Source organism: Streptosporangium amethystogenes subsp. fukuiense (assembly GCF_042665875.1).
Classification (GTDB): Bacteria; Actinomycetota; Actinomycetes; order Streptosporangiales; family Streptosporangiaceae; genus Streptosporangium; species Streptosporangium fukuiense.
The window spans coordinates 4581590-4600545 of the sequence record NZ_JBHTEE010000001.1; the positions used below are offsets into that span (position 1 = coordinate 4581590).

Annotated in this window: 15 protein-coding genes; 4 read left to right on the plus strand and 11 right to left on the minus strand. The window is 71.7% G+C overall.

Annotation, left to right across the window (positions count from 1 at the left end):
- Window position 1: 1 nt before the first annotated feature.
- Genes ACFQVD_RS19435 through ACFQVD_RS19465 form a run of 7 tightly spaced genes read right to left on the minus strand, consistent with a single transcriptional unit; the run spans window position 2 to window position 9075 of the window.
- Window positions 2–1729 carry a hydantoinase B/oxoprolinase family protein gene (locus ACFQVD_RS19435; RefSeq protein WP_343964327.1) on the minus strand — a complete coding sequence of 576 codons (1728 nt, stop codon included), beginning with the start codon at window positions 1727–1729 and terminating at the stop codon, window positions 2–4.
- Window positions 1726–3792 carry a hydantoinase/oxoprolinase family protein gene (locus ACFQVD_RS19440; RefSeq protein ID WP_343964325.1) on the minus strand — a complete coding sequence of 689 codons (2067 nt, stop codon included), beginning with the start codon at window positions 3790–3792 and terminating at the stop codon, window positions 1726–1728. Before ACFQVD_RS19440 ends, ACFQVD_RS19435 begins: the two co-directional genes overlap by 4 nt.
- Complete coding sequence (locus ACFQVD_RS19445) at window positions 3789–5087, minus strand: amidohydrolase family protein (protein ID WP_343964323.1); 1299 nt, start codon at window positions 5085–5087, stop codon at window positions 3789–3791. The genes ACFQVD_RS19440 and ACFQVD_RS19445 overlap by 4 nt, the downstream gene beginning before the upstream one ends.
- Complete coding sequence (locus ACFQVD_RS19450; RefSeq protein WP_364149065.1) at window positions 5081–6301, minus strand: NAD(P)/FAD-dependent oxidoreductase; 1221 nt, start codon at window positions 6299–6301, stop codon at window positions 5081–5083. The genes ACFQVD_RS19445 and ACFQVD_RS19450 overlap by 7 nt, the downstream gene beginning before the upstream one ends.
- A complete protein-coding gene (locus ACFQVD_RS19455; protein ID WP_343964317.1) occupies window positions 6298–7761 on the minus strand; it encodes an FAD/NAD(P)-dependent oxidoreductase in 1464 nt (487 codons plus the stop codon). The genes ACFQVD_RS19450 and ACFQVD_RS19455 overlap by 4 nt, the downstream gene beginning before the upstream one ends.
- Window positions 7751–8071, minus strand: a complete 321-nt coding sequence (locus ACFQVD_RS19460; protein ID WP_386271700.1) for a (2Fe-2S)-binding protein — start codon at window positions 8069–8071, stop codon at window positions 7751–7753. Before ACFQVD_RS19460 ends, ACFQVD_RS19455 begins: the two co-directional genes overlap by 11 nt.
- Window positions 8068–9075, minus strand: coding sequence for a dihydrodipicolinate synthase family protein (locus tag ACFQVD_RS19465; protein WP_343964313.1), 1008 nt, complete (start codon window positions 9073–9075; stop codon window positions 8068–8070). Before ACFQVD_RS19465 ends, ACFQVD_RS19460 begins: the two co-directional genes overlap by 4 nt.
- Window positions 9076–9234: 159 nt before the next feature.
- Between ACFQVD_RS19465 and ACFQVD_RS19470 the strand changes: the two genes are divergently transcribed.
- The 3 genes from ACFQVD_RS19470 (at window position 9235) to ACFQVD_RS19480 (ending at window position 12423) form a co-directional block, all read left to right on the plus strand.
- Window positions 9235–10275 carry a LacI family DNA-binding transcriptional regulator gene (locus tag ACFQVD_RS19470; protein WP_343964311.1) on the plus strand — a complete coding sequence of 347 codons (1041 nt, stop codon included), beginning with the start codon at window positions 9235–9237 and terminating at the stop codon, window positions 10273–10275.
- A gap of 166 nt (window positions 10276–10441) precedes the next feature.
- The gene (locus ACFQVD_RS19475) at window positions 10442–11749 is read left to right on the plus strand and encodes a DUF6271 family protein (RefSeq protein ID WP_343964309.1); all 1308 of its coding nucleotides are present in this window, start codon (window positions 10442–10444) and stop codon (window positions 11747–11749) included.
- A complete protein-coding gene (locus ACFQVD_RS19480; protein WP_343964307.1) occupies window positions 11746–12423 on the plus strand; it encodes a class I SAM-dependent methyltransferase in 678 nt (225 codons plus the stop codon). Before ACFQVD_RS19475 ends, ACFQVD_RS19480 begins: the two co-directional genes overlap by 4 nt.
- Before the next feature lie 16 nt (window positions 12424–12439).
- On the opposite strand, the gene ACFQVD_RS19485 is transcribed toward ACFQVD_RS19480, so the two are convergent.
- On the minus strand, window positions 12440–14767 hold the full coding sequence (locus tag ACFQVD_RS19485; protein WP_343964305.1) for an ATP-binding protein: 2328 nt from the start codon (window positions 14765–14767) through the stop codon (window positions 12440–12442).
- A gap of 62 nt (window positions 14768–14829) precedes the next feature.
- Here ACFQVD_RS19485 and ACFQVD_RS19490 point away from each other — a divergent pair, with 62 nt between their 5' ends.
- On the plus strand, window positions 14830–15231 hold the full coding sequence (locus tag ACFQVD_RS19490; RefSeq protein WP_343964303.1) for a hypothetical protein: 402 nt from the start codon (window positions 14830–14832) through the stop codon (window positions 15229–15231).
- Window positions 15232–15249: 18 nt separating this feature from the next.
- On the opposite strand, the gene ACFQVD_RS19495 is transcribed toward ACFQVD_RS19490, so the two are convergent.
- Genes ACFQVD_RS19495 through ACFQVD_RS19505 form a run of 3 tightly spaced genes read right to left on the minus strand, consistent with a single transcriptional unit; the run spans window position 15250 to window position 18876 of the window.
- On the minus strand, window positions 15250–16842 hold the full coding sequence (locus ACFQVD_RS19495; protein WP_343964302.1) for a carbamoyltransferase family protein: 1593 nt from the start codon (window positions 16840–16842) through the stop codon (window positions 15250–15252).
- A gap of 25 nt (window positions 16843–16867) precedes the next feature.
- Window positions 16868–17758, minus strand: coding sequence for a hypothetical protein (locus tag ACFQVD_RS19500; protein WP_343964300.1), 891 nt, complete (start codon window positions 17756–17758; stop codon window positions 16868–16870).
- Window positions 17755–18876 (minus strand): Gfo/Idh/MocA family protein, encoded by a 1122-nt coding sequence (locus ACFQVD_RS19505; RefSeq protein WP_343964298.1) that lies wholly within the window; start codon window positions 18874–18876, stop codon window positions 17755–17757. The genes ACFQVD_RS19500 and ACFQVD_RS19505 overlap by 4 nt, the downstream gene beginning before the upstream one ends.
- Window positions 18877–18956: the final 80 nt, after the last annotated feature.

An 18956-nucleotide genomic window follows, 5' to 3' on the forward strand; every position in this document is an offset into this window, starting at 1 on the left:
TCTACCCTTCGCTCTTGAGTCGGGCGGCCCTGGCCGGCGTGGGCCGCCAGCCGTCGCCGTCCACGATCACGCCATAGGACTGCTCCGCGGCCTCGGCGCTGACGTAGCCGTTGAGCACGTCGGCCACCACCGCGGCCGGGTCGCGGTCGAGAGGGTCGCCGTAGCCGCCGCCTCCGGCGGTCCGGTTCACGAACCGGTCGCCGGCCTTCATGGCGGCCCGGTACATACCGACCCGCTTGGCCCGGTCGGTGTCCGGCCACAGCACCATCTCGCTGGGCTCGGGCTCCTGGCCGCCGTCCAGCGCCCAGGGCCGGGTCTTGCTCTTCTTCTTCATCGACAGCACCTCGCCGTCGGCGAGGTAGCGGACCTGCCTGAGCACGCCGACGCCGCCGCGGAACCGGCCGGCGCCGCCGGAGTCGGGAATCAGCTCCAGCCGCTCGTGGAACACGGTGGACTTGTGCTCCAGCACCTCGACGGGGGTGTTCCTGACGACGCTCTGGGAGGGGTGCTGCTGGGCGTTCGCGCCGTCGCGGTCCTTGCGCGCGCCCCAGCCGATGCCCTCGTTGTTGCTGATCACGAAGTCCGCGCCGGTGCGCGGGTCGTGGCCGAGCGCCATGAAGCCCGGCTCGTCGCCACCGGAGGAGGCCGGGATCGAGTCCATCACCTGGGCCAGCGCCTTGTGGATCAGTTCGAACGCGACGATGGCGCTCCACTGGGTGAAGGTCGCGGCCGGGTAGACGGCGTGGAAGAAGTTGCCGGGATCGGCCTTGATCTCCAATGCCCGGTAGTGCCCGGCGTTGGAGGGCTCCCTGGGCGTGGTCAGCTCCTTGAAGATGGCCTTGCCCAGGCTCTCGGTGGAGCCGATCGGCAGGTTGACCGGGCCGGCCACCGCGCCGTCGGAGCCGTTGAAGTCGACCTCCATCCGGTCGCCGTCGATGGTGACCTTGACCTCCATCCGGATCAGGTCCTCGGTGATGCCGTCGTCGTCGCAGTAGTCGAAGGCCGTCCAGGTGCCGTTGGGCAGCGCGGCCAGGGCCTTGCGGGCGACCCGCTCACCGTGCTCGATGACCTGCCTGATGGCCTGGTCGACGGTCTCGCCGCCGAACTTCTCCCAGACCTGCGCCAGCCGGTTCTCGCCGGTGCGCAGGGCGGCGAGCTGGGCGTGGAAGTCGCCGATGGTCAGGTCGGGCAGCCGGGAGTTGAACCGGATGAGCTCGACGATGTCGCGGACCACCTCGCCGCGACTCACGATCTTGGTGCCGGGGAAGATGAGGCCTTCCTGGTGCATGTCGGTGGAGTCCAGGACGTAGCCCGGGGACTTGGCACCGAGGTCCATCCAGTGCGCGCGCACCGCGAGGTAGGCCGCGGGGCCCTCGTGCCCGTCGCGGAAGACCGGCGCGAAGAGCATCGCGTCGTAGGAGTGCGCGCCGCTCCAGTACGGGTAGTTCAGCAGGTAGACGTCGCCGGGCGCGAAGTTCTCCCGGCCGACGTACTCCACGCCCTTGACGATGGCGTGGTCGTTGGCCCCGAGGAACGAGGTGATCCCGGCGGCCTCGGCGGTCAGGTCCAGGTCGGCGTTGTAGATCGAGATGCCGAAGTCGAGCACCTCGTAGATCACCGGGTTGAAGGCCGCCCGCACCAGGGTGCGGCGCATCTGCTCGCCCACCGAGACCAGGTAGTTGCGGATCACCTCGACGGTCGCGCCGTCCAGGCGCTCAGGGCTGTTCACAGGGTTCCTCCGGTACCGGTCACCAGCAGCTGTCCATAGGTGTCGACGGTGAGCCGCTGATCACCGAAGATCACCGTCGTCGAGGTGCCCTCCTCGACGATCGCCGGGCCGCTCACCTCGTGGCCGGGCGCCAGGGTGGTCCGGTCGTAGACCGGGAACACGGCGGTCTCGCCGGTGGCGACGTCGAAGGCGGGCCGCTCGCCGACCGCCTCGGGCCCGCCGGGTCCGGCGGGCGCCAGCTCGCGCAGCGCCGGCTTGGCCAGCCGTCCCACCGCCCGCACCCGCAGGGTGAGGATCTGCCCGGTGTCGGCCATCGCGTGGCCGTAGCGCGCCTCGTGCTGGGCGTTGAACCGGGCCAGCACGCTCGCGGCGGTGTCGCCGGGTTGCAGGTCGATGCCGAGGCTGTGCTCCTGGCCGTGGTAGCGGATGTCCAGCCTGCGGATCAGGGTGCGGTCCTCCGGCTTGATGCCCTGCGCGGACAGCACCTCGTCGCCCTGTGCCTCCAGGTCGGCGAACTCGCTCTCCAGGACGGCCAGGCTGTCGTCGCTGAGGGAGCGCAGCACGGTGGCGGCGAACTCGTACTCCAGGTCGGACATCAGCATGCCGAAGGCGGAGAACGCGGCGGGCACCTGCGGGACGATCGTGGTGGCGATGCCCATCTCCCTGGCGAGCATCGGGCCGAGCAGCGGTCCGGCGCCGCCGATGGCCAGCAGCGCGAACTCGCGCGGGTCCAGCGCCCGCTCCACGGTGATCTCGCGCAGCGCGCCGACCATCCGGGCCAGCAGCACCCGCAGCACGCTGGCGGCGGCCTGCGGCACGGTCACCCCGAGCGGGCCGGCCAGCTTGACGTCGATCGCGGCGCGGGCCGCGTCCGCGTCGATGGTCATGTCGCCGCCGAGGAACGCGGCGGGGTCCAGGTAGCCGAGTGCCAGCGAGGCGTCGGTGACGGTCGGCTCGGTGCCGCCCGCGCCGTAGGCCACCGGCCCCGGCACGGCGCCGGCGCTGTGCGGGCCGACCTTGAGCAGCCCCTCGTCGATCCAGGCGATCGAGCCGCCGCCCGCGCCCACGGTACGGATGTCGAAGATCGGGATGAGCAGCGGGAAGCCGTCGATGCCCGCCTCGTGCACCTCGCCCGGCTCGCCGTCCTCGATGACGCAGCAGTCCACGCTGGTGCCGCCGACGTCGAAGGAGATCACCTTGGGCAGGTTCTGCTCGCGAGCCAGGAAGGAGGCGCCCACCACTCCCCCGGCGGGGCCGGACAGCACGGTCATCAGCGGGGCGCGGCGGGCCAGTTCCGCGGTCATCGCACCGCCGCCCGAGCGCATGATGTGCAGCGGGTGGGTGAGCCCCGCCTCGGTCAGCCTGGCCTCCAGGGTGCCGATGTAGTCGCTCAGCACCGGCCGGATGTAGGCGTCCAGGGTGACGGTGCTGGTCCGCTCGTACTCGCGGTACTCGCGGGTGATGTCGGTGGAGACCGAGATCGACACGTCCGGGTAGAGCTCGCGCAGGATGCGCGCGGCCCGCCGCTCGTGCTCGGGGTTGGCGTAGGAGTGCAGGAAGCAGATGGCCAGTGAGGCCAGTCCCTGCTCCTCGACCAGGATCCGGCCGGCCTCGCGCACGGCGTCCTCGTCCAGGTCCTGCACCACGTCGCCCTGCGCGTCGATCCGGCCGGGCACGCCGACCCGCCGGCGGCGCGGCACCAGTGGCGGCGGCGGGGCGTAGGAGAAGTCGTACATGTGCTGGCCGGGGACGTTGGCGCGGGCGATCTCCAGCAGGTCCCTGAAGCCCTCGTTGGTGATGATGCCGAGGTCCGCGCCGCGGCGCTGCAGGATCGCGTTCAGGCCGAGCGTGGTGCCGTGCACGAACGCCTCCACCCCGTCCAGCCGGGTGGCGAGGCCGCCCACCGCGTCCAGGACGCCCTGCTCGGGGGCACCGGGAGTGGTCGAGGCCTTGTGCAGCCGGATCTGCCCGGTCTCCTCGTCGTAGGCGATCGCGTCGACGAACGTGCCACCGATGTCCACGGCGAAGCGGGTACGGCCGGCCGGAGTGTCGGGGGAATTCACAGGGCACCTCCAGGGACCTGCTGCGGGGCGGGGACGGCCGGCAGATCGTCACGGACGATCCGGCCGGCCTGCATGACGAAGGGGATCCGGCGCAGCGCGGAGACGTCGCTCAGCGGATCGCGCTCGGTGACGACCAGGTCGGCGAGGTAACCCTCCTCGACGGCACCGGCCTGGCCGGCCAGCCCGACCAGGCGCGCGGCCTCGGAGGTGCCGGCCCGTACCGCCTGGAGGGGGCTGAGGCCCGCGTCGGTGAGGAACTCCATCTCGCGGACCGCCACGACGGTGTCCTCGATGGGCTCGCCCGGCGGGTAGTCGGTGCCGGCGAGCATGGTGATGCCCGGCGCGCCGGGGTCGTCCGGGTCGGCGATGCCGGCCGCGACCGCCCGCCGGATGCTGGCCAGGTGGCCGGGGCCGACCTCCACCGCCCGCTCGATCTGCCAGGGCGTGAAGCTGTGCTCGGCCATCCAGTCGGGGCAGCGGGTGACGCACAGGGTCGGGGTGAGGAACACCCGCCGGTCCGCCATCAGCTTGGCCGTGTCGTCGTCCAGGTCGTAGGCGTGCTCGTAGCCGCGGACTCCGGCGGCGAGCGCCTCGCGGATCGCCGAGCCGGCGCCGGCGTGCGCGGTCACGTAACTGCCGTGCTCCTCGGCGGCGCGGACCACGGCCCGCATCTCCTCGGCGGTCATCTGCGCGCCGGTGAACGACTCGCCCTGGTGGGCGATGCCACCGGTGATGAAGATCTTGAGCAGGTCGGCGCCCGCGTCCAGTTCCTGCCTGGCCGCGCGCAGGAAGCCGTCGTGCCCGTCGGCGTAGGAGCAGTCGGCGCCCTTGCCGTGGCCACCGGTGGTGGAGATGGCCCGGCCCGCTCCGACGATCCGCGGCGCGGCCACCCAGCCCTGGTCCGCGGCGGTGCGCACCAGCAGGTCGGCGCGGTTCTGCTCGTGCACGCAGCGGATCGTGGTGACCCCCGCGACGAGGGCGTCCTGTGCCCGGGACAGCGCGCGCAGCGCGGTCAGCCCCGGGTTCTCCGTCTCGTCGGTGGCGGAGAAGGGGTAGAGCACCGACAGGTGGGTGTGCACCGAGATCAGGCCGGGCATCAGGTACCTGCCGCCCAGCTCGACGGTCCGTGCTCCCGGGGGCGGGGCGTCCGCCGTGATCTTCTCGATCCGGCCGGCCGCGACGAGCACGTTGGCGTTCCTGCGGATCCGTCCTGATCGGACGTCCACGACGTGCCCACCGGTCAACCAGAGGGTCTCGGGCTCCGACGTGGGCCGCAGCCGAGGTGATGTCAGCACCGCTTACTCCTTCTGTCCTGGTGGTTTTCCTGCTCTGGGCCGTTGTCTTGCTGACCCCACCGCTCCATCAGCCGGCCGGGACCGAGGTCGGAGACGTCGACCGGCGGCGGCTTCCCCTCGATCAGGCAGCGCAGCGTCTCCCCCCACAGCGGGGCGAAGGTGAAGGCGTAGGTGCCTCCGGCCACGTAGAACCCGGGGGCGCCGGGTACCTCGCCGATCACCGGCATCTCGTCGGGCGTGGCCGCGAGCGGCCCGGCCCACATCCGCAGCAGCCGCAGGTCCCGGATGAACGGCAACACCCGGACCGCCAGCGCGACGTTGCCCACCAGGCTGTCCAGGCTGGTGTCGCTCCGGCCGGCCAGGTCCATGCTCAGGGCCGGCCAGCCGCCGCCGATCAGCAGGTTGCCCGCGGCGACCTGCTTCACCGACAGTCCCTCGCCGATGTGCTGGACCAGGTGGGACATGGTGGCCGAGGAGCGCACGGTGGCGTGCATCTGGATCGCCACCGGTGTCATCCGCAGCGTGATCCCGGCCAGGGCGGCTATCTCCCCCAGCCAGGGCCCCGCGACGTCGACCACCACGGGGGTGTCCACCACCCGCTCGGCGGCGCCGCGCCCGGCGACCACCCGCCAGCCGTCGCCGTTGCGGGTGATCCGCCGGACCGGCGCGAACGCCACGGTCCGGCCGCCGTGCCTGGCCGCCGAGTCCAGGTAGGCGGGGGTGACCTTCAGCGGGTTGGCGTAGCCGTCCAGGTCACACCAGGTGGCGGCGGCCACCGTCGGTCCGAGCAGGGGCAGCGCGGCCCGCGCGGCGTCTCCGTCGAGGATCTCGGTGTGGATCCCGGCGGCGGCCTCCCAGCCGTGCTTGTCGCGCAGTTCCTGGTACTGCTCCTCGGTCTCGGCGATGGTGAAACCACCGGTGCGGCGGACCTCCACCGAGGTTTCCAGCTCCTCCTCCAGCGTCTCCCACCGGTCGCTCGCGGCGCGCTGCAGCGGCAGGAACCGCGCGCTGTCCAGCGGTACCGCCTGACCGGGGCGCTTGGTGTGCACTGCCTGCATGTGCAGGTTGCCGGCGGTGGTTCCCGAGCCCTCCCTGCCGGGGGCGCCGCGTTCGAGTACGAGCACCCGATGGCCGCTGCGGGCCAGGTGGCTGGCCACCGAGGCGCCGAGCACCCCGGCTCCCACGATCACCGCGTCCGCGGTCCGCGTGCTCATGCGTCGCCTTTCTGCGATTCCGGTCCGGCCAGCTCCAGCAGCGTGGCGAGAGGGACGGGGCGCACCGGCAACCGGGAGGGGAAGACCTCCACCCGGGACTCACCGTCGCCCGCGCCCCGGCGGGGCATGACGGACCGGACCAGTCCGGCGACCGCGAATCCGCACTCCCGGCCCTGGCAGGGGCCCATTCCCGCGCGGGTCCAGGCTTTGGTGGCGTTGAGGTCGCCGTCGGCGCTTCCCGCGGCGGTGGTGCGGATCTCCTCCGCGCGGACCGCCTCGCACCGGCAGACCATGGTGTCGGCGGGCAGTGCGGGCGCCAGCGTGGCGAGCAGCGCCGCCGGGCCGGGGTAGAGGGAGTCGGTCAGCGCGGTGAAACGTTCCAGGCGGCGCCTGGCCGACGCCACCCGCCGGGCCTCGGACACCGGTACGGCCACGCGGGCCTCGCGGGCCAGGATGTCGTGCGCGGCGGCGAGCCCTCTGGCCTTCGCCGCGTGCACCCCGCCGATTCCCGCCGCCTCGCCCACCACGTACACATCGGCCCGGGAGGCGCGTCCCGCCGCGTCGGTCACCGGCACCGCGTCCCCGCTGGCCACGTCGATCCGCACCTCGCAGCCCAGCATGCGGGCCAGGTCGGTCTGGGGACGGAAGCCGTACCCGACGCAGAGCGCGTCCACCTCGACGGTGCGGACCGGACGCGTGGGCCTGGCCGCGGCGGCGAGGGTCACCGAGGAGACCCGGTCGCGGCCGTCTGCGCGGAGCACGACGGTCTCCTGCCAGATCGGCACCCGGGCGCGGGCCAGCCGCGCGGCGTAGGAGGCCAGCTCGCGCAGTCGCGCGGGGTGGCCGAGCGTGCCCAGCGCCCGCAGGCTCGGCCGGTACGGCCTGCCCGCCTCGGCGATGCCCGCCACGCGCACGCCGAGTTCGATCAGCGAGCAGGCGACCGGCAGCAGGAACGGCCCCGAACCGGCCAGGATCACCCGGTCCCCGATGGTGGTGTGGTCGCTCGCGGCCAGGTGCTGGGCGAAGCCCGGGGTGGTCACTCCGGGAAGCTGCCAGCCGGGGAAGGGGAACACCCGCTCGAAGGCGCCGGTCGCCAGCACGAGATGGCGGGCGCGCAACCGCACCGGATGCTCGGCGTCGTCGGAGGCGAGCAGCGTGCGCCCGTCGTCGTCCACGCCCCAGACCAGATGGCCGGTACGGCACTCGACGCCGGCCGCGCGCACCTGGGCGATCAGCCGGCCGCCCTCGGGCCGGTGGTCGCCCCAGTGCCTCGCCACCGCGGGCGCGGGCCGCCGGTAGTACTGCCCGCCCAGTTCCGGCTGCTCGTCGAGGATCGTCACGGCCAGGCCGGCGGAGGCGAGCCGGGCCGCGGCGCTGAGCCCCGCGGGACCGCCGCCGACGATCACGACATCCCGTTCGACGACCTCGCCGTACGTGGCCGCGCTGCGCTCAGCGGTCATGCGGAGCCTCTCCCTCTGCGGCCGTCTCGACCCGCATGCCGGCATAGATCCTGGTGATGCAGGCGCGGACCCCCGGACGGCCGTCCACGGTCACCTCGCACTCGAAACACACGCCCATCCCGCAGAACGGGCCGCGCGGGTCGCCGCCCACCGGATTGCGCCGCAGGCTCCACCGCCGCTCGCCGACGAGGACCGCGGCGAGGCTGATGCCGTCGACGGCCCGCACCGGGTCGCCGTCGACGACGATCTCCGTTTGCGGGGCCCGGCTCGGCCCGGCATGCCGGCCGGTGCGGCCCTGCGCCGTCGTCATCGCCCGGCCCGCCCCGAGACGGTGTCCGCGTTGTCCCCGGAAAGGGCTTCGACCAGGCCGGACTCCTTCAGCACGGCGCCGATCGCGTCGAGCCTCTCCGGATCCGTGATCGGCAGGAGCGGCGGGCGGACGTGCCCGCCCGGCTGGGCGAGCATCGCCATGGCGGCCTTGAGCTGGGCGATGGGCGCGCCGTACACGCCGCTGTAGTCGGGGTTGATCAGCCGGGAGGAGAGCCCCGCGTACCGGTCGACCCAGCCGCGCGCCGCCTCGCGGTCCCCCGCCGCGACCGCCTCGTAGTAGGGGACGGCGAACGGGGCGCCCATGCCGCCGCCGTCGATGTTCCCGTCCCCGCCCAGTTCCAGCAGCACGGCGAGGCCCCGCCGGTGCAGGAAGCTGCCGAACACCCGAACCCGGTCGCCGACCTCCTCCACGGTGCCGAGCATCCGCAGCCAGTCACCGGTGCTGTCCTTGATGGCCACCACGTTGTCCAGGTCGGCCAGTCCGGACATCAGCCCGGGATGGGCGGAGATGTCGACGGCCACCCCGCGCGGCCAGTTGTAGACCATGAACGGCAGCTCCGTCGCGGAGCTGACCTGCCGGTAGAAGGCGAGGATGTCCTCAGGCCCCGGGTGCACGTACGGCGGGGGCGTGGCGAGCACGCCGTCCGCGCCCGCCTCGGCGGCGTGCCGCGCGAACCCGATCGCCTCCGCGGCGGTGTAGGCCGTGACGCCGACGATCACCGGGACCCTGCCGGAGAGCTCGGACACCGCGATCTCGGCGACCCGGCGGCGTTCGGCCGCGCTCTGGCTGAACCACTCGCCGGTGCTCCCGTTGACCAGGACCCCGTGCACGCCCTGGGCGGCGTAGAGCCGGAGCAGCGCACGCCACGCGTCCTCGTCCAGCTCGCCTTCGCTGGTGAAAGGGGTGGGCGCGGCCGGCCAGTAGCCGTGCCAGGTGACGTCGTCGCGGTCCATGGAACCCCCGGAGATCAATGTTGTAGTCATTTTTTGGGATCGCTTGCATTAGGTTGCAGCACTCGGGAGATTCAGGTCAAGGCTGAAATATGTTTTTAACCTGGGTAAATTTCCCGACACCTCACCAAGAGTTCACGATCTTGTGGCAAAATTTTCCCCCGGATGGGATCGATCCCAGAAAGAAGGACGATGGCGATCACGCTGAAGGACGTCGCCGCCGCGGCCGGGGTGTCACGCAGCACGGCTTCCCGCGCACTGAGCGGCTCACCGCTGATCGCCCCGGAGACCCGGGTGGCGGTGAAGGAGGTCGCGGACCGGATGGGCTACCGCCCCAACCGCGCGGCCAGCGCACTGCGTTCCAAGCAGTCTCACGTCGTGGGACTGGTGCTGAACAACCTCATCAACGCGTCCTTCCACACCATCGCCGAGGTCGTGCAGCGTCGCGCCGCGGCCGAGGGCTACCAGGTGATGCTCTGCATCACCGACGCGGACCCGCGGCGGGAGGAGTCCTTCCTCCGGACCCTCGCCGCGCACGGGGTGGACGGGCTGATCATGATAGGCACGGGCAGGAACACGGCCATGGCCAACGCGCTGCTCGCCGAGGGCATCGGGGTCGTCAACGTCATCCGCGCCGCCGCCGAGAGCGCCGCGCCGTCGGTGCTCGCCTCCGACCGCGAGGGCGCCCACGCGGCCACCTCACACCTGCTCGACCTGGGTCACGAGCGGATCGGCTTCATCGGCGGCCTGCTGAGCGCCAACTCCGGCCTGGAGCGGTTCGCCGGCTACGAGCAGGCACTGAGGGAACGCGGCCATCAGGTCGACGAGTCACTCGTCGAACGCGGACCGTTCGACTCCGCCTTCGGCGCCGAGGCGACGGAGCGGCTGCTGCGCCGCAACCCGGAGATGACGGCGCTGTTCGCCGCGAACCACGAGGCCGTGTTCGGCATGCTGCCCACCCTCGTCGGTGCCGGCATCGTCATTCCCGAGCAGCTCTCGCTGATCTGCTACGAGGACATCCCCTGGCTGCGCTGGTGGCAGCCGCCCATCACCGTCGTCGACAACGGGGCCGGCGAACTCGGAGATCTCGCCATGAACCTGCTGCTCCAGCAGATCGAACGGGCCGACCGGTCAACGGCTCCGGTACGGACCGGGCGGGCAGGCCGGGCCTACCGGGTGGGCGCCCAACTCGTCCTGCGCTCGTCCTGCGCGAAGCCGTCCGCCCCTCGCTGAGGGACCCGGAACCGCGGCCGTCGCCGGCGGCCTCTCCTGATCCCCAGACGTACGGGCTCTCCCGAACACAGGAGATCTCTCGGACGTACGGAGCATGGACAGGAATGTCGAGGCATCTTACAGTTCGGGAGTGTGCTGATCGCGAGTTTCCCAGTGAGGCTGTGGCATGCCGAAACGGTTGCTCTACGTTCCCACGCACCGTCGCTGTCCCGAGGCCATCGTCTCGTATATGGACGAGAGCCTGTTCCTCTCCCGCGAGTACGGGGAGGAGATCCCCTTCCTGCTCGTCGAGTCGTTTCCGGCCGACTGGATCTCCGAACATGCCGAGTTGCTCGGGCGGCTCAGCGCCGAACGGTCCGTACGGGCCTTTCATCTGACCCCGGAGGGGCGGCGAACCTACGTACGGGCGCTGGTGGAAGCCGCGGCCGATGAACCGGCGGATCGGGATCTGCTGGAAAGGCTCCTGATCCCCCAGGGGGTCTCGTACGGCGCGGGGCCGAACATCGCGGCGTTGGTCGCGGTGGCACTCGACGCCCAGGTGCTGCTGCGCCGGGACTCCGACACGCACCCGACGCCGCGCGGGGAGGTCCTCGCGTTCCCTGGAGAACTGGAACTGCGCGCGCTGACCGGACCGGGGGTGTATTTCGTCGCCAGCACCTACGTGGGAGATCCGCCACTGGACCGGCGCGACCTGCTGTCGGCGGGACCGGAGTTCGTGCGCCGTATCGAGCGTGAGATCAAACCCGGCCTGAGCGATCGGGAGATCGACGAGCTGCTCCGCGAGTACCTGGTCGACGAACCGGCCCGCGCCTACGACTCCGATTTCGTCACCGCCGACCGGCCCGGAAGCGTGGAGATGGGCGTCTCCTGTGTCAAGGAGATCTTCCGTACGGTGCCGGAGATGCCGCTCACCGAGATGCTGGGATCGGACTTCATCCAGCGGAATCTGCTGCTGGCCGTCGGGTACCCGGTGTTGTTCCACTCTCGGAAGGTCCACCACCGCTACGGTGAGACCCGGCGCGGGCGCTCCGACTTCTCGGCCGCGGTCCGCTATGCGGTGCGGGACCTGCGTTACCTGCTGTTCTGGCGGATCTGGAGCGAGCTTGCCGCGCGGGTGGCCGCGCGTCCCGAGGACTTCTGGCGCCCGCCAGGAGAGGTCGACGCGAAACGGTTCGGTACGGCGGCACAGCAGGCGGTCGCCCGGCAGGCTCCATCGCTCCCCGGCATCGCCGCGGAGTTCGGCGCGGCGCACCTGGCCGCAGCGGCGGAGACCGATGGCGATGTCGCGGCACGGCTGAACGCGATCGGTACGGCCACGCTCGACGAGGTCCACCGTCATGTCACGGAGGTCGCGGACGGATTCGCCGACTACTGTTTCCTGCTGGAGCGCTGGCCCGCGCTGATCGCTGCCGCGTCCCGGTCGGCAGGTCTGGTCAGGGCCCTGGCCCTGGTGGGGGAGGACCGGCTCGGATGACCGACGGCAGGCCGCGCAACAGCGGTCAGGAGGTACCGCACTCGGCCGCCTTCCGGCGGCAGGTCGCCAACGCGATCAGGGCGGCCGAGTTCGAGGCTCGGGAATTCTCCGGGGTGCCGGTCTTCTACGACCAGCCCAGCCTGCTGGAGGCCAGCATCCGTGCCGTGGACCCGGCGCTGGGGTGCTGGGTGGAGCTCGGATTCGGCAGCGCGGAGAGCGCCCTGCAGATCAGGGCCGTCGCCGCACGAGCCGGACTCGCCGTGACGCTGCACGGGTTCGATTCGTTCGAAGGGTTGCCCGAGGACTGGGGAGGTGAGGCGAGGAAGCACGACTACCGGTTCGCCAGGCCCCACCTGGACCTGCCGGACATCCGGGTGCACGAGGGCTGGTTCCACGAGTCGATCCCGAGGGCCCTGCCGGAGCTGGCCTGCCGGGTCGGCTTCGTCCATGTCGACTGCGATCTTTACTCCTCGACGCGCACCGCGTTCGACCTGCTCGGAGACCGTCTCGGGCCCGGGACGGTCATCCAGTTCGACGAGTACTGGAACTACCTTGAGGCCGAGGAGGGAGAGCTCAGGGCGTTCCGTGAGTTCCTCGCCGAGCGGGCCCTGGGCTTCCGCTATCTCGGCTACAACGCGAACTACATGCAGGCGAGCGTTCTGCTGGAGAGCTGAGACCGACTCCCTGAGATCAGTTCCCTGAGATCGGCTTCCTGAGCTCCGCCTCGCGGGGCGAACCCACCTCGTGGAACCGGTCGGCGGCCAGCCGCCGGTGCTCGGCGGCGACCCCGGTGTCGCCCGCCTCCGCCCAGGTGTCCCCCAGCAGGGTGAGGATCCGGGCCTGCGCCAGCGCGTCGTCGGCTTCGGCCGCGATCCGCAACGCCTGGTCGAGCCGGGTGACCGCCTCGGCGAAGCGGCCCGCGTCGGCCGCGACGGCGCCGAGCCCCGCGGTGGCCTCGGCCTCGCCGCGCCGATGCCCGTACTCGATGTACGGCGGCAGCGCCCGCGCGAACGCCGCCTCGGCCTCGCCGACCTCGCCCCGGTCACGGTGCGCCCAGCCGAGCCTGATCAGCGCGTCGGACTCGGACAGCTTCGCGCCCTGCTCGCGCGCGATCTCCAGCACCTGCCCGTATAGCCCGGCGGCCGCCTCAGCGCGTCCGCGCACCCGCTGGACGTCCCCGATCGCGGTCAGCGCGTAGCTCTCCCCACTGCGGTCGTGGAACTCACGTTGCATGACCAGCGACCGCTCCGCCTGGGCCAGGGCCTCGTCGAGCCGCCCCAGCTGGAGGTAGCTCATCGCGAGATGGGTGTGGGTGTACGCCACCCCGGTCAGGTCGTCGATCCCGGCCCAGGCCGGCAGTGCCCGTTCGAAGTAGGCGGCCGCCTCGACCATCCGGCCGCGATCCAGGCAGACCTCCCCCATCCCGTTGAGCATGAAGGCGCTCAGCAGCGTGCTGTCCAGATCCGTCGCGATGGCCAGGCCCGCCTCGTAGCAGGCGATGGCCCGGGCCGGGCGGCCCTGGTCCCGGTAGACGTTCCCGAGGTTGCGCAGGATGCACGCCTCGCCCCGCCGGTTGCCCGCCAGCCTCGCCGCCTCCAGCGCCAGTTCGTGGGTCGCCACCCATTCGGCCCAGCGGGCGAGCACCCGGAAATGGTAGTGCAGCGGATCGGCGAGTTCCCAGGTCAGGTCCCACAGCCGGTGTTCGTAGGCCTGCCCGACGGCGGCGACGATGCCCGCCTCCTCGGTGACGAACCAGTCCATCGGCCGGGGACCGACCAGGAGGTCGGCGTCGAGGTCGCGGGGCAGCCAGAGCCTCGCCCGGGGCGCCAGGGCGTCTCGTTTGCTGTTCGGCGACATCAGGTGGAGGGCGCGTTTGGACAGCGCCAGATACCCGCCGAGTACGCGTTCCATGGCCTCGTCCGCGGAGCCGTGGTCACGCAGCCGCTCCTGGGCGAACGAACGCAGCAGGTCGTGGAAGCGGAAGCGGAGCTGCCCCACCGCGTCCTCGCCGACCGCCTCCAGGAGCTGGACGTCGGCCAGCCGCTCGATGAGCTCCTCCGCGACCGCCAGGTCGGAGTCGAGCGCCGCCGCCAGTACCCAGGGGGCGAAGTCGGGTGCCCTGACCAGCCCGAGCAGCCGGAAGGCCGACTGCTCCTCCTCGGTCAGGGCCGCATAGCTCAGGGAGAACGAGGCGCGCACGCTGAGGTCACCGACTTTCAGCTCTTCGAGGCGGTGGTGCTCGTTTTCGAGCCGGATGAGCATCCGGGCCAGCCGCCAGTGCGGCCGGACCGCCAGTCTGGCCCCGGTGATCCGGACCGCGAGCGGGAGGTGGCCGCAGAGCCGCACCAGCCGCTCGGCGGCCTCCGCCTCGGCATCGACCCGAACCGGACCAACGATCTTCCTCAGCAGTTCGAGCGCCGCCTCGTGCGTCAGCACGTCCAGGTCGAAGCCCCGGGCACCCTCCAGCGTGGGAAGGCGCTGGCGGCTCGTGATCAGTGCCGCGCAACCGGGCATGCCGGGCAGCAGCGGCCGGAGCTGGGCGGCGGACGCGGCGTTGTCGAGAACGACGAGCACCCGCCTGCCGTCCAGCAGCCCCCGGTAGAAGGCGGCGCGTTCGGCCGTCCCCGGCGGGATCGCCGGGCCCTGCACGCCGAACGCGCGCAGGAATCCGGCGAGGACTTCCGAGGGGTCAAGGGACTCGGCTTCCGCGCCCCGGAGGTTCACGTACAACTGGCCGTCGGGGAAGAGGTCCCGGAGCCGGTGCGCCAGCCGTATCGCGAGGGTGGTCTTGCCGACCCCGCCCATGCCCGAGATCGCACTCAGCACCACCGTGTCCTCGGCTCCGGCGAGCCAGGAGCGCAGGGTCTCCAATGCCTCCTCACGCCCGGTGAAGTCCGCGAGGTCGGCAGGGAGCTGGTAGAGCCCCGCGGTGATGGTGAACGGCTGGTCCAGATGCTGATGGATGATCAGGTCTCGTCCGGCGACGTAGAGGTCGCGTCCGGCGTGCATCTCGGGCATCGCACCTGCCGCATCGGGAAGGAGTCCAGAGTGACACGAGGATTATCCCCGAGGGGAGCCCGATGATGAAGGCGATTGTCACCAACGTTTCCCGCCGCGACGGAGTACATGTCCTCGAAGCGCGCTACGGCGACTGGCGGATCACCGTTCACCTGCGTCCGGACACCGGGCCGGTGACGGCCGCCGAACTCGCGGAGCCGCTCGGGGCCGTGGCCGCGGCACTCGCGGCGGACCCACCCGGGACCGATACCGGCGGCGTGCTGGAGCGGCCCTGGAACGACGCCGAGGACGCGGCGCTGGTACGCGCTTTTGACGTCTTCCATGACCTCGACACGGTGGCCACCCGCCTGGAACGGACCGCCGGGAGCGTACGGCGGCGGCTGACGCTCTTCGGCAGACTGCCCGCGATGGATCCGGTGACCGGCCGGCTCATCGAGCCGGCGGACGACCGCGCCGTCCCCTGACCTCGGCACGGCCCGCCGTCAGTGCGGCCGGCGTTCGAACAGGGTTCCGTTCACCACCATGGCGTCGAGATCGGCCTCCCGGAACACCGCCATCGCCTCGGCCGGGGTCTCGACGATCGGCTCACCGCGAATGTTGAGCGAGGTGTTCAGAAGCACCGGGGGCGCGCCGAGGCCGGCGAACTCCGCCAGCAGCCGGCCGAGCGACGGGTTGCCCTCCGGGTCCAGCGTCTGGACCCGGGCCGTGCCGTCCACATGGCACACGCCGGCGAGCGTCTTTCTGTGCTCCGGCCGGATGGGCCAGGCGAACTGCATCCAGGGGGAGGCGCAGTCGGCCTCGAAGTAGTCCCCGGCCGCCTCCGCGAGGACCACCGGGGCGAGCGGCCGGAACCACTCGCGCTGTTTGACGCGGCTGTTGATCCGCCGTGCCACGTCGGCGCGCCGGGGGTCGGCGAGGATGCTGCGGTGGCCGAGCGCGCGCGGTCCGAACTCCGCGCGCCCTTCGAACCAGCCGACCACCCCGCCCCGGTCGAGCAGCTCGGCCGTGCGACGCAGGACCTGGTCGTCGATCTCCTCCGTGCCGTAGGTCCGCCCCCGGTACGGACCGACCGGGAAGCGCGCGGTCGATGTCGGCGGGTCGAGTTCGAGTGCGGCGAGGATCGCCGCGCCGAGCGCCGTTCCGTCGTCGCCGGGGGCGTAGACCACATGAACCCGTTCGAACGGGGTGTTCTTTATGATCTTTCCGTTGAACGCGCAGTTCAGCGCGACTCCCCCGGCCAGGCACAGGTTGGGGCAGCCGGTCACCCGCCAGGCGTGGGCCAGCACGTGCAGCAGGACCTGCTCCAGGACCCACTGACCGGCGAAGGCGATGCTCGCGTCGATCTCGAACCCGCCGGACACCCGGTCCGCGCGGATCCGGCGGATCCGCTCGACCACACCGTACGGTCCCTCCAGCGTGATGGTGAAGCGTCCGTCCGGCAACAGCTCGACGGTTTCCATGAGCTCGCCGGTGAACCGGTCGTCACCGTAGGGTGCGAGGGCCATCGCCTTGCCGGCCTGCATGAAGGCGAAGCCGATCCCCTCGGTGACCGCTCGGTAGAGATCACCGAGCGAGTTGGACATCAGCGCCGCCAGGTCGTTGGACGACGCGGCGCCCCGCTTGGCCCCCACCACCTGGCCGAGCTGGGTGAGCTCGTTGCCCCGGCCCAGCATCCAGGTGGTCGTCTCCCGCTCGTGCCGGTCCCCGGCGCCCGGTCCGACGACGCTTCCCGCTCCGTCCACGACCAGCACCACGGCCTCCTCGAAAGGACTGGTGAAGAAGGTGCTCGCGGCGTGCGACCGGTGGTGGTTGACCCAGCGGATCGAGATCTCGGGCTCCCAGCCGCGCAGCTGGGTGAGCATGTCGTTCGCGGCGAAGGCCCGGATGTCCTCGGCCCTCAGGCCTGCCGCGTCCAGGCAGTAGGCGAGGGAGGCCCGGCAGGGGTCGGGGTCCAGCAGCGCGTAGCGGACCCGGCTGAGCCGCTCGTCCTCGATCGCGATGCTGCCGCCGTCCTCGGTGATCAGCCAGGTGGCGAAGTCGTGAATGGAGCCGCCGAACCCCACGACACCCGTCATACCTTCTCCTTCGTTAGGTCTCGCGTTAGGTCTCGGCACTGCCGGCCCACGGGTTGCACAGGTGGACGAGGAGGATCGCGATCGCCCAGCGGTCGGGCATCACCGAGGCGGCGCCCAGCGCCACCGGCGGGGCCGCCCACTGGTACAGCCGCGCCGTGTCCGTGGCGACGAGCAGCTGGGCGTAGGCGAAGATCACGGTGACGACGAGCATGGGCACGACGCGCACGTCGGTGACGAGCAGCGCGAGCAGCCCGGCCCCCCAGGGGGTCAGCATCGCCAGCGGGTCGAACCACCTTCCGGCGTGGTAGAGGCTGCCCGCCCGCCAGGGGTTTCGCATCAGCTCGGACTGCCCGAAGTGGTCCTCGCCGACGGTGCCGGTCAGCCGGCGGATCAACGGGGCGGCAAGACCGGCCAACGGCAGCCAGTGCCAGGCGAAACAGGCGGCGAACAGCGGAGCCGACTCCTTGACGCACCCGGCGACGAGGGCCGCCAGCAGGGCCGGGAACCAGAGCCCGCGCTGGAGGAGAATCGCCGAGCCGAGTGCCCAGGCGAGGGCCGTGCCATCGACGAGCACCGGCCAGCGGAGCTGGATCCGCCAGATTCCCGGCATGCCGCATACCAGCAGGCCACCGATCACCCGCAGGCGCGCGTCGGGGATCCAGGGCTCCATCCACACGGTGACCAGCGGCGGCAGCGCCACCAGGTGCGTGGTCGTGCACCAGCGCCATCGGCGTGGGGAGTCCCCGCACAGCGCGGGCAACAGCCAGCGCAGCATGAACGGCAACGCGACCGGCCGCCCGGATCCCGCCCTCAGGTAGCGCCGGCCATCGGGGCAGACGGCCCGCACCGGCCAGTTGATCAGGCTCAGCCCGAGCAGCGCAAGGGAGAGACCGAGCGACCACAGCGCCGCGTTCACGGATCACCGCACCGATCGCACCACCAGCAACCGGTGGCGTACGGGGCGGCGCCCAGCGGCGCGGGACGGTCGCACCGGGCCCTCAGCCGCACCGGGGAGGTCTCAGGGGTCTCGATGGCCAGCATGGTCTCCATCACGTGTCCGACGAGTTCGCCGGTAAGCCGCTGTTCGGTCAGGCCCCGCAGGGCGTGCGCCATGTCGATGACCCCGATCCCACGTCCTTGCGGCGCGTCCGCCGGATAGGACACGGTCGTCCATCTCGGTGATCGGGCCGTTCTCAGCCGGACCTTGCCGGTGTAGAAGTTCGGGTCGGGGATCGCGAGGGTCCCCTCCGTTCCGAAGATCTCCAAGTGCGGGATCCGGGTTCCCCACACCTCGAAACTCGCCGTCAGGGTGGCGACGGCCCCGGTCTCGAACTCCAGGAGGGCTGCCAGGTGGGTCGGCACGTCCGCGAGGAAGGTCTCCCCGGCGCGCGGCCCGGTGTCGATCGACCGCAACGGTGAGGGCCGGCGATGTGTGCCGACGACGTCGCGCACCGGGCCGAGCAGCCCGACCAGCATGCTCAGGTAGTAGACGCCCATGTCCAGCAGCGGTCCCGCGCCGGGCCGGTAGAAGACCTCGGGGGTGGGACAGCTCCGTTCGTGTCCAGGGGTCAGGAGTGCCGCCGCCGCGCCCAGCGGGTGTCCGATCAGGCCCCCGTCGATCGCGCGGCGGGCGGCCTGGGCGGCGGCCCCGAGTGCGGTGTCGGGCGCGCCGCCCAGCAGCGCGCCGTCCACCGGGGCCGTGGCCAGCAGTTCGTCCAGCTCCGTGGCCGAGGCGGCGAGTGGTTTCTCCGTGTAGACGGACTTGCCCGCCTCCAGCGCCTGACGGGTGATCCCGGCGTGCCACCGCGGCGGGGTCAGGTTGATCACCAGCTCGATCGAGGCGTCCCGCAGCGTCTCAGGCAGGGAGGCCGGCACGGCCCGCGCACAGGACGCGGCCAGCCGCCGGGCCCGCTCGGGGATCGAATCGCAGCAGGCGACGATGTCGATGATCGGCGCCCGGGTCAGGGTCCTCAGATATTTGGCGGAGACGTTCCCGCAGCCGACAACGGCGCATCTGACAGGGGGGACCGGCATGTCTGCCTCGCGTGAGTGGGGCTGCACCGTCATGGCGAATATCTGAAGGCTCTGCTCTTATTAGAGGAGAAAGCCGGAGA

What these genes read in the sequence shown, in the direction of transcription:
- ACFQVD_RS19450 (WP_364149065.1), bottom strand. Translation starts at nt 6,301, where the DNA reads ATGAGCACGCGGACCGCGGACGCGGTGATCGTGGGAGCCGGGGTGCTC.
- ACFQVD_RS19455 (WP_343964317.1), bottom strand. Translation starts at nt 7,761, where the DNA reads ATGACCGCTGAGCGCAGCGCGGCCACGTACGGCGAGGTCGTCGAACGG.
- ACFQVD_RS19460 (WP_386271700.1), bottom strand. Translation starts at nt 8,071, where the DNA reads ATGACGACGGCGCAGGGCCGCACCGGCCGGCATGCCGGGCCGAGCCGG.
- ACFQVD_RS19465 (WP_343964313.1), bottom strand. Translation starts at nt 9,075, where the DNA reads ATGACTACAACATTGATCTCCGGGGGTTCCATGGACCGCGACGACGTC.
- ACFQVD_RS19470 (WP_343964311.1), top strand. Translation starts at nt 9,235, where the DNA reads ATGGCGATCACGCTGAAGGACGTCGCCGCCGCGGCCGGGGTGTCACGC.
- ACFQVD_RS19475 (WP_343964309.1), top strand. Translation starts at nt 10,442, where the DNA reads ATGCCGAAACGGTTGCTCTACGTTCCCACGCACCGTCGCTGTCCCGAG.
- ACFQVD_RS19480 (WP_343964307.1), top strand. Translation starts at nt 11,746, where the DNA reads ATGACCGACGGCAGGCCGCGCAACAGCGGTCAGGAGGTACCGCACTCG.
- ACFQVD_RS19485 (WP_343964305.1), bottom strand. Translation starts at nt 14,767, where the DNA reads ATGCCCGAGATGCACGCCGGACGCGACCTCTACGTCGCCGGACGAGAC.
- ACFQVD_RS19490 (WP_343964303.1), top strand. Translation starts at nt 14,830, where the DNA reads ATGATGAAGGCGATTGTCACCAACGTTTCCCGCCGCGACGGAGTACAT.
- ACFQVD_RS19495 (WP_343964302.1), bottom strand. Translation starts at nt 16,842, where the DNA reads ATGACGGGTGTCGTGGGGTTCGGCGGCTCCATTCACGACTTCGCCACC.
- ACFQVD_RS19505 (WP_343964298.1), bottom strand. Translation starts at nt 18,876, where the DNA reads ATGCCGGTCCCCCCTGTCAGATGCGCCGTTGTCGGCTGCGGGAACGTC.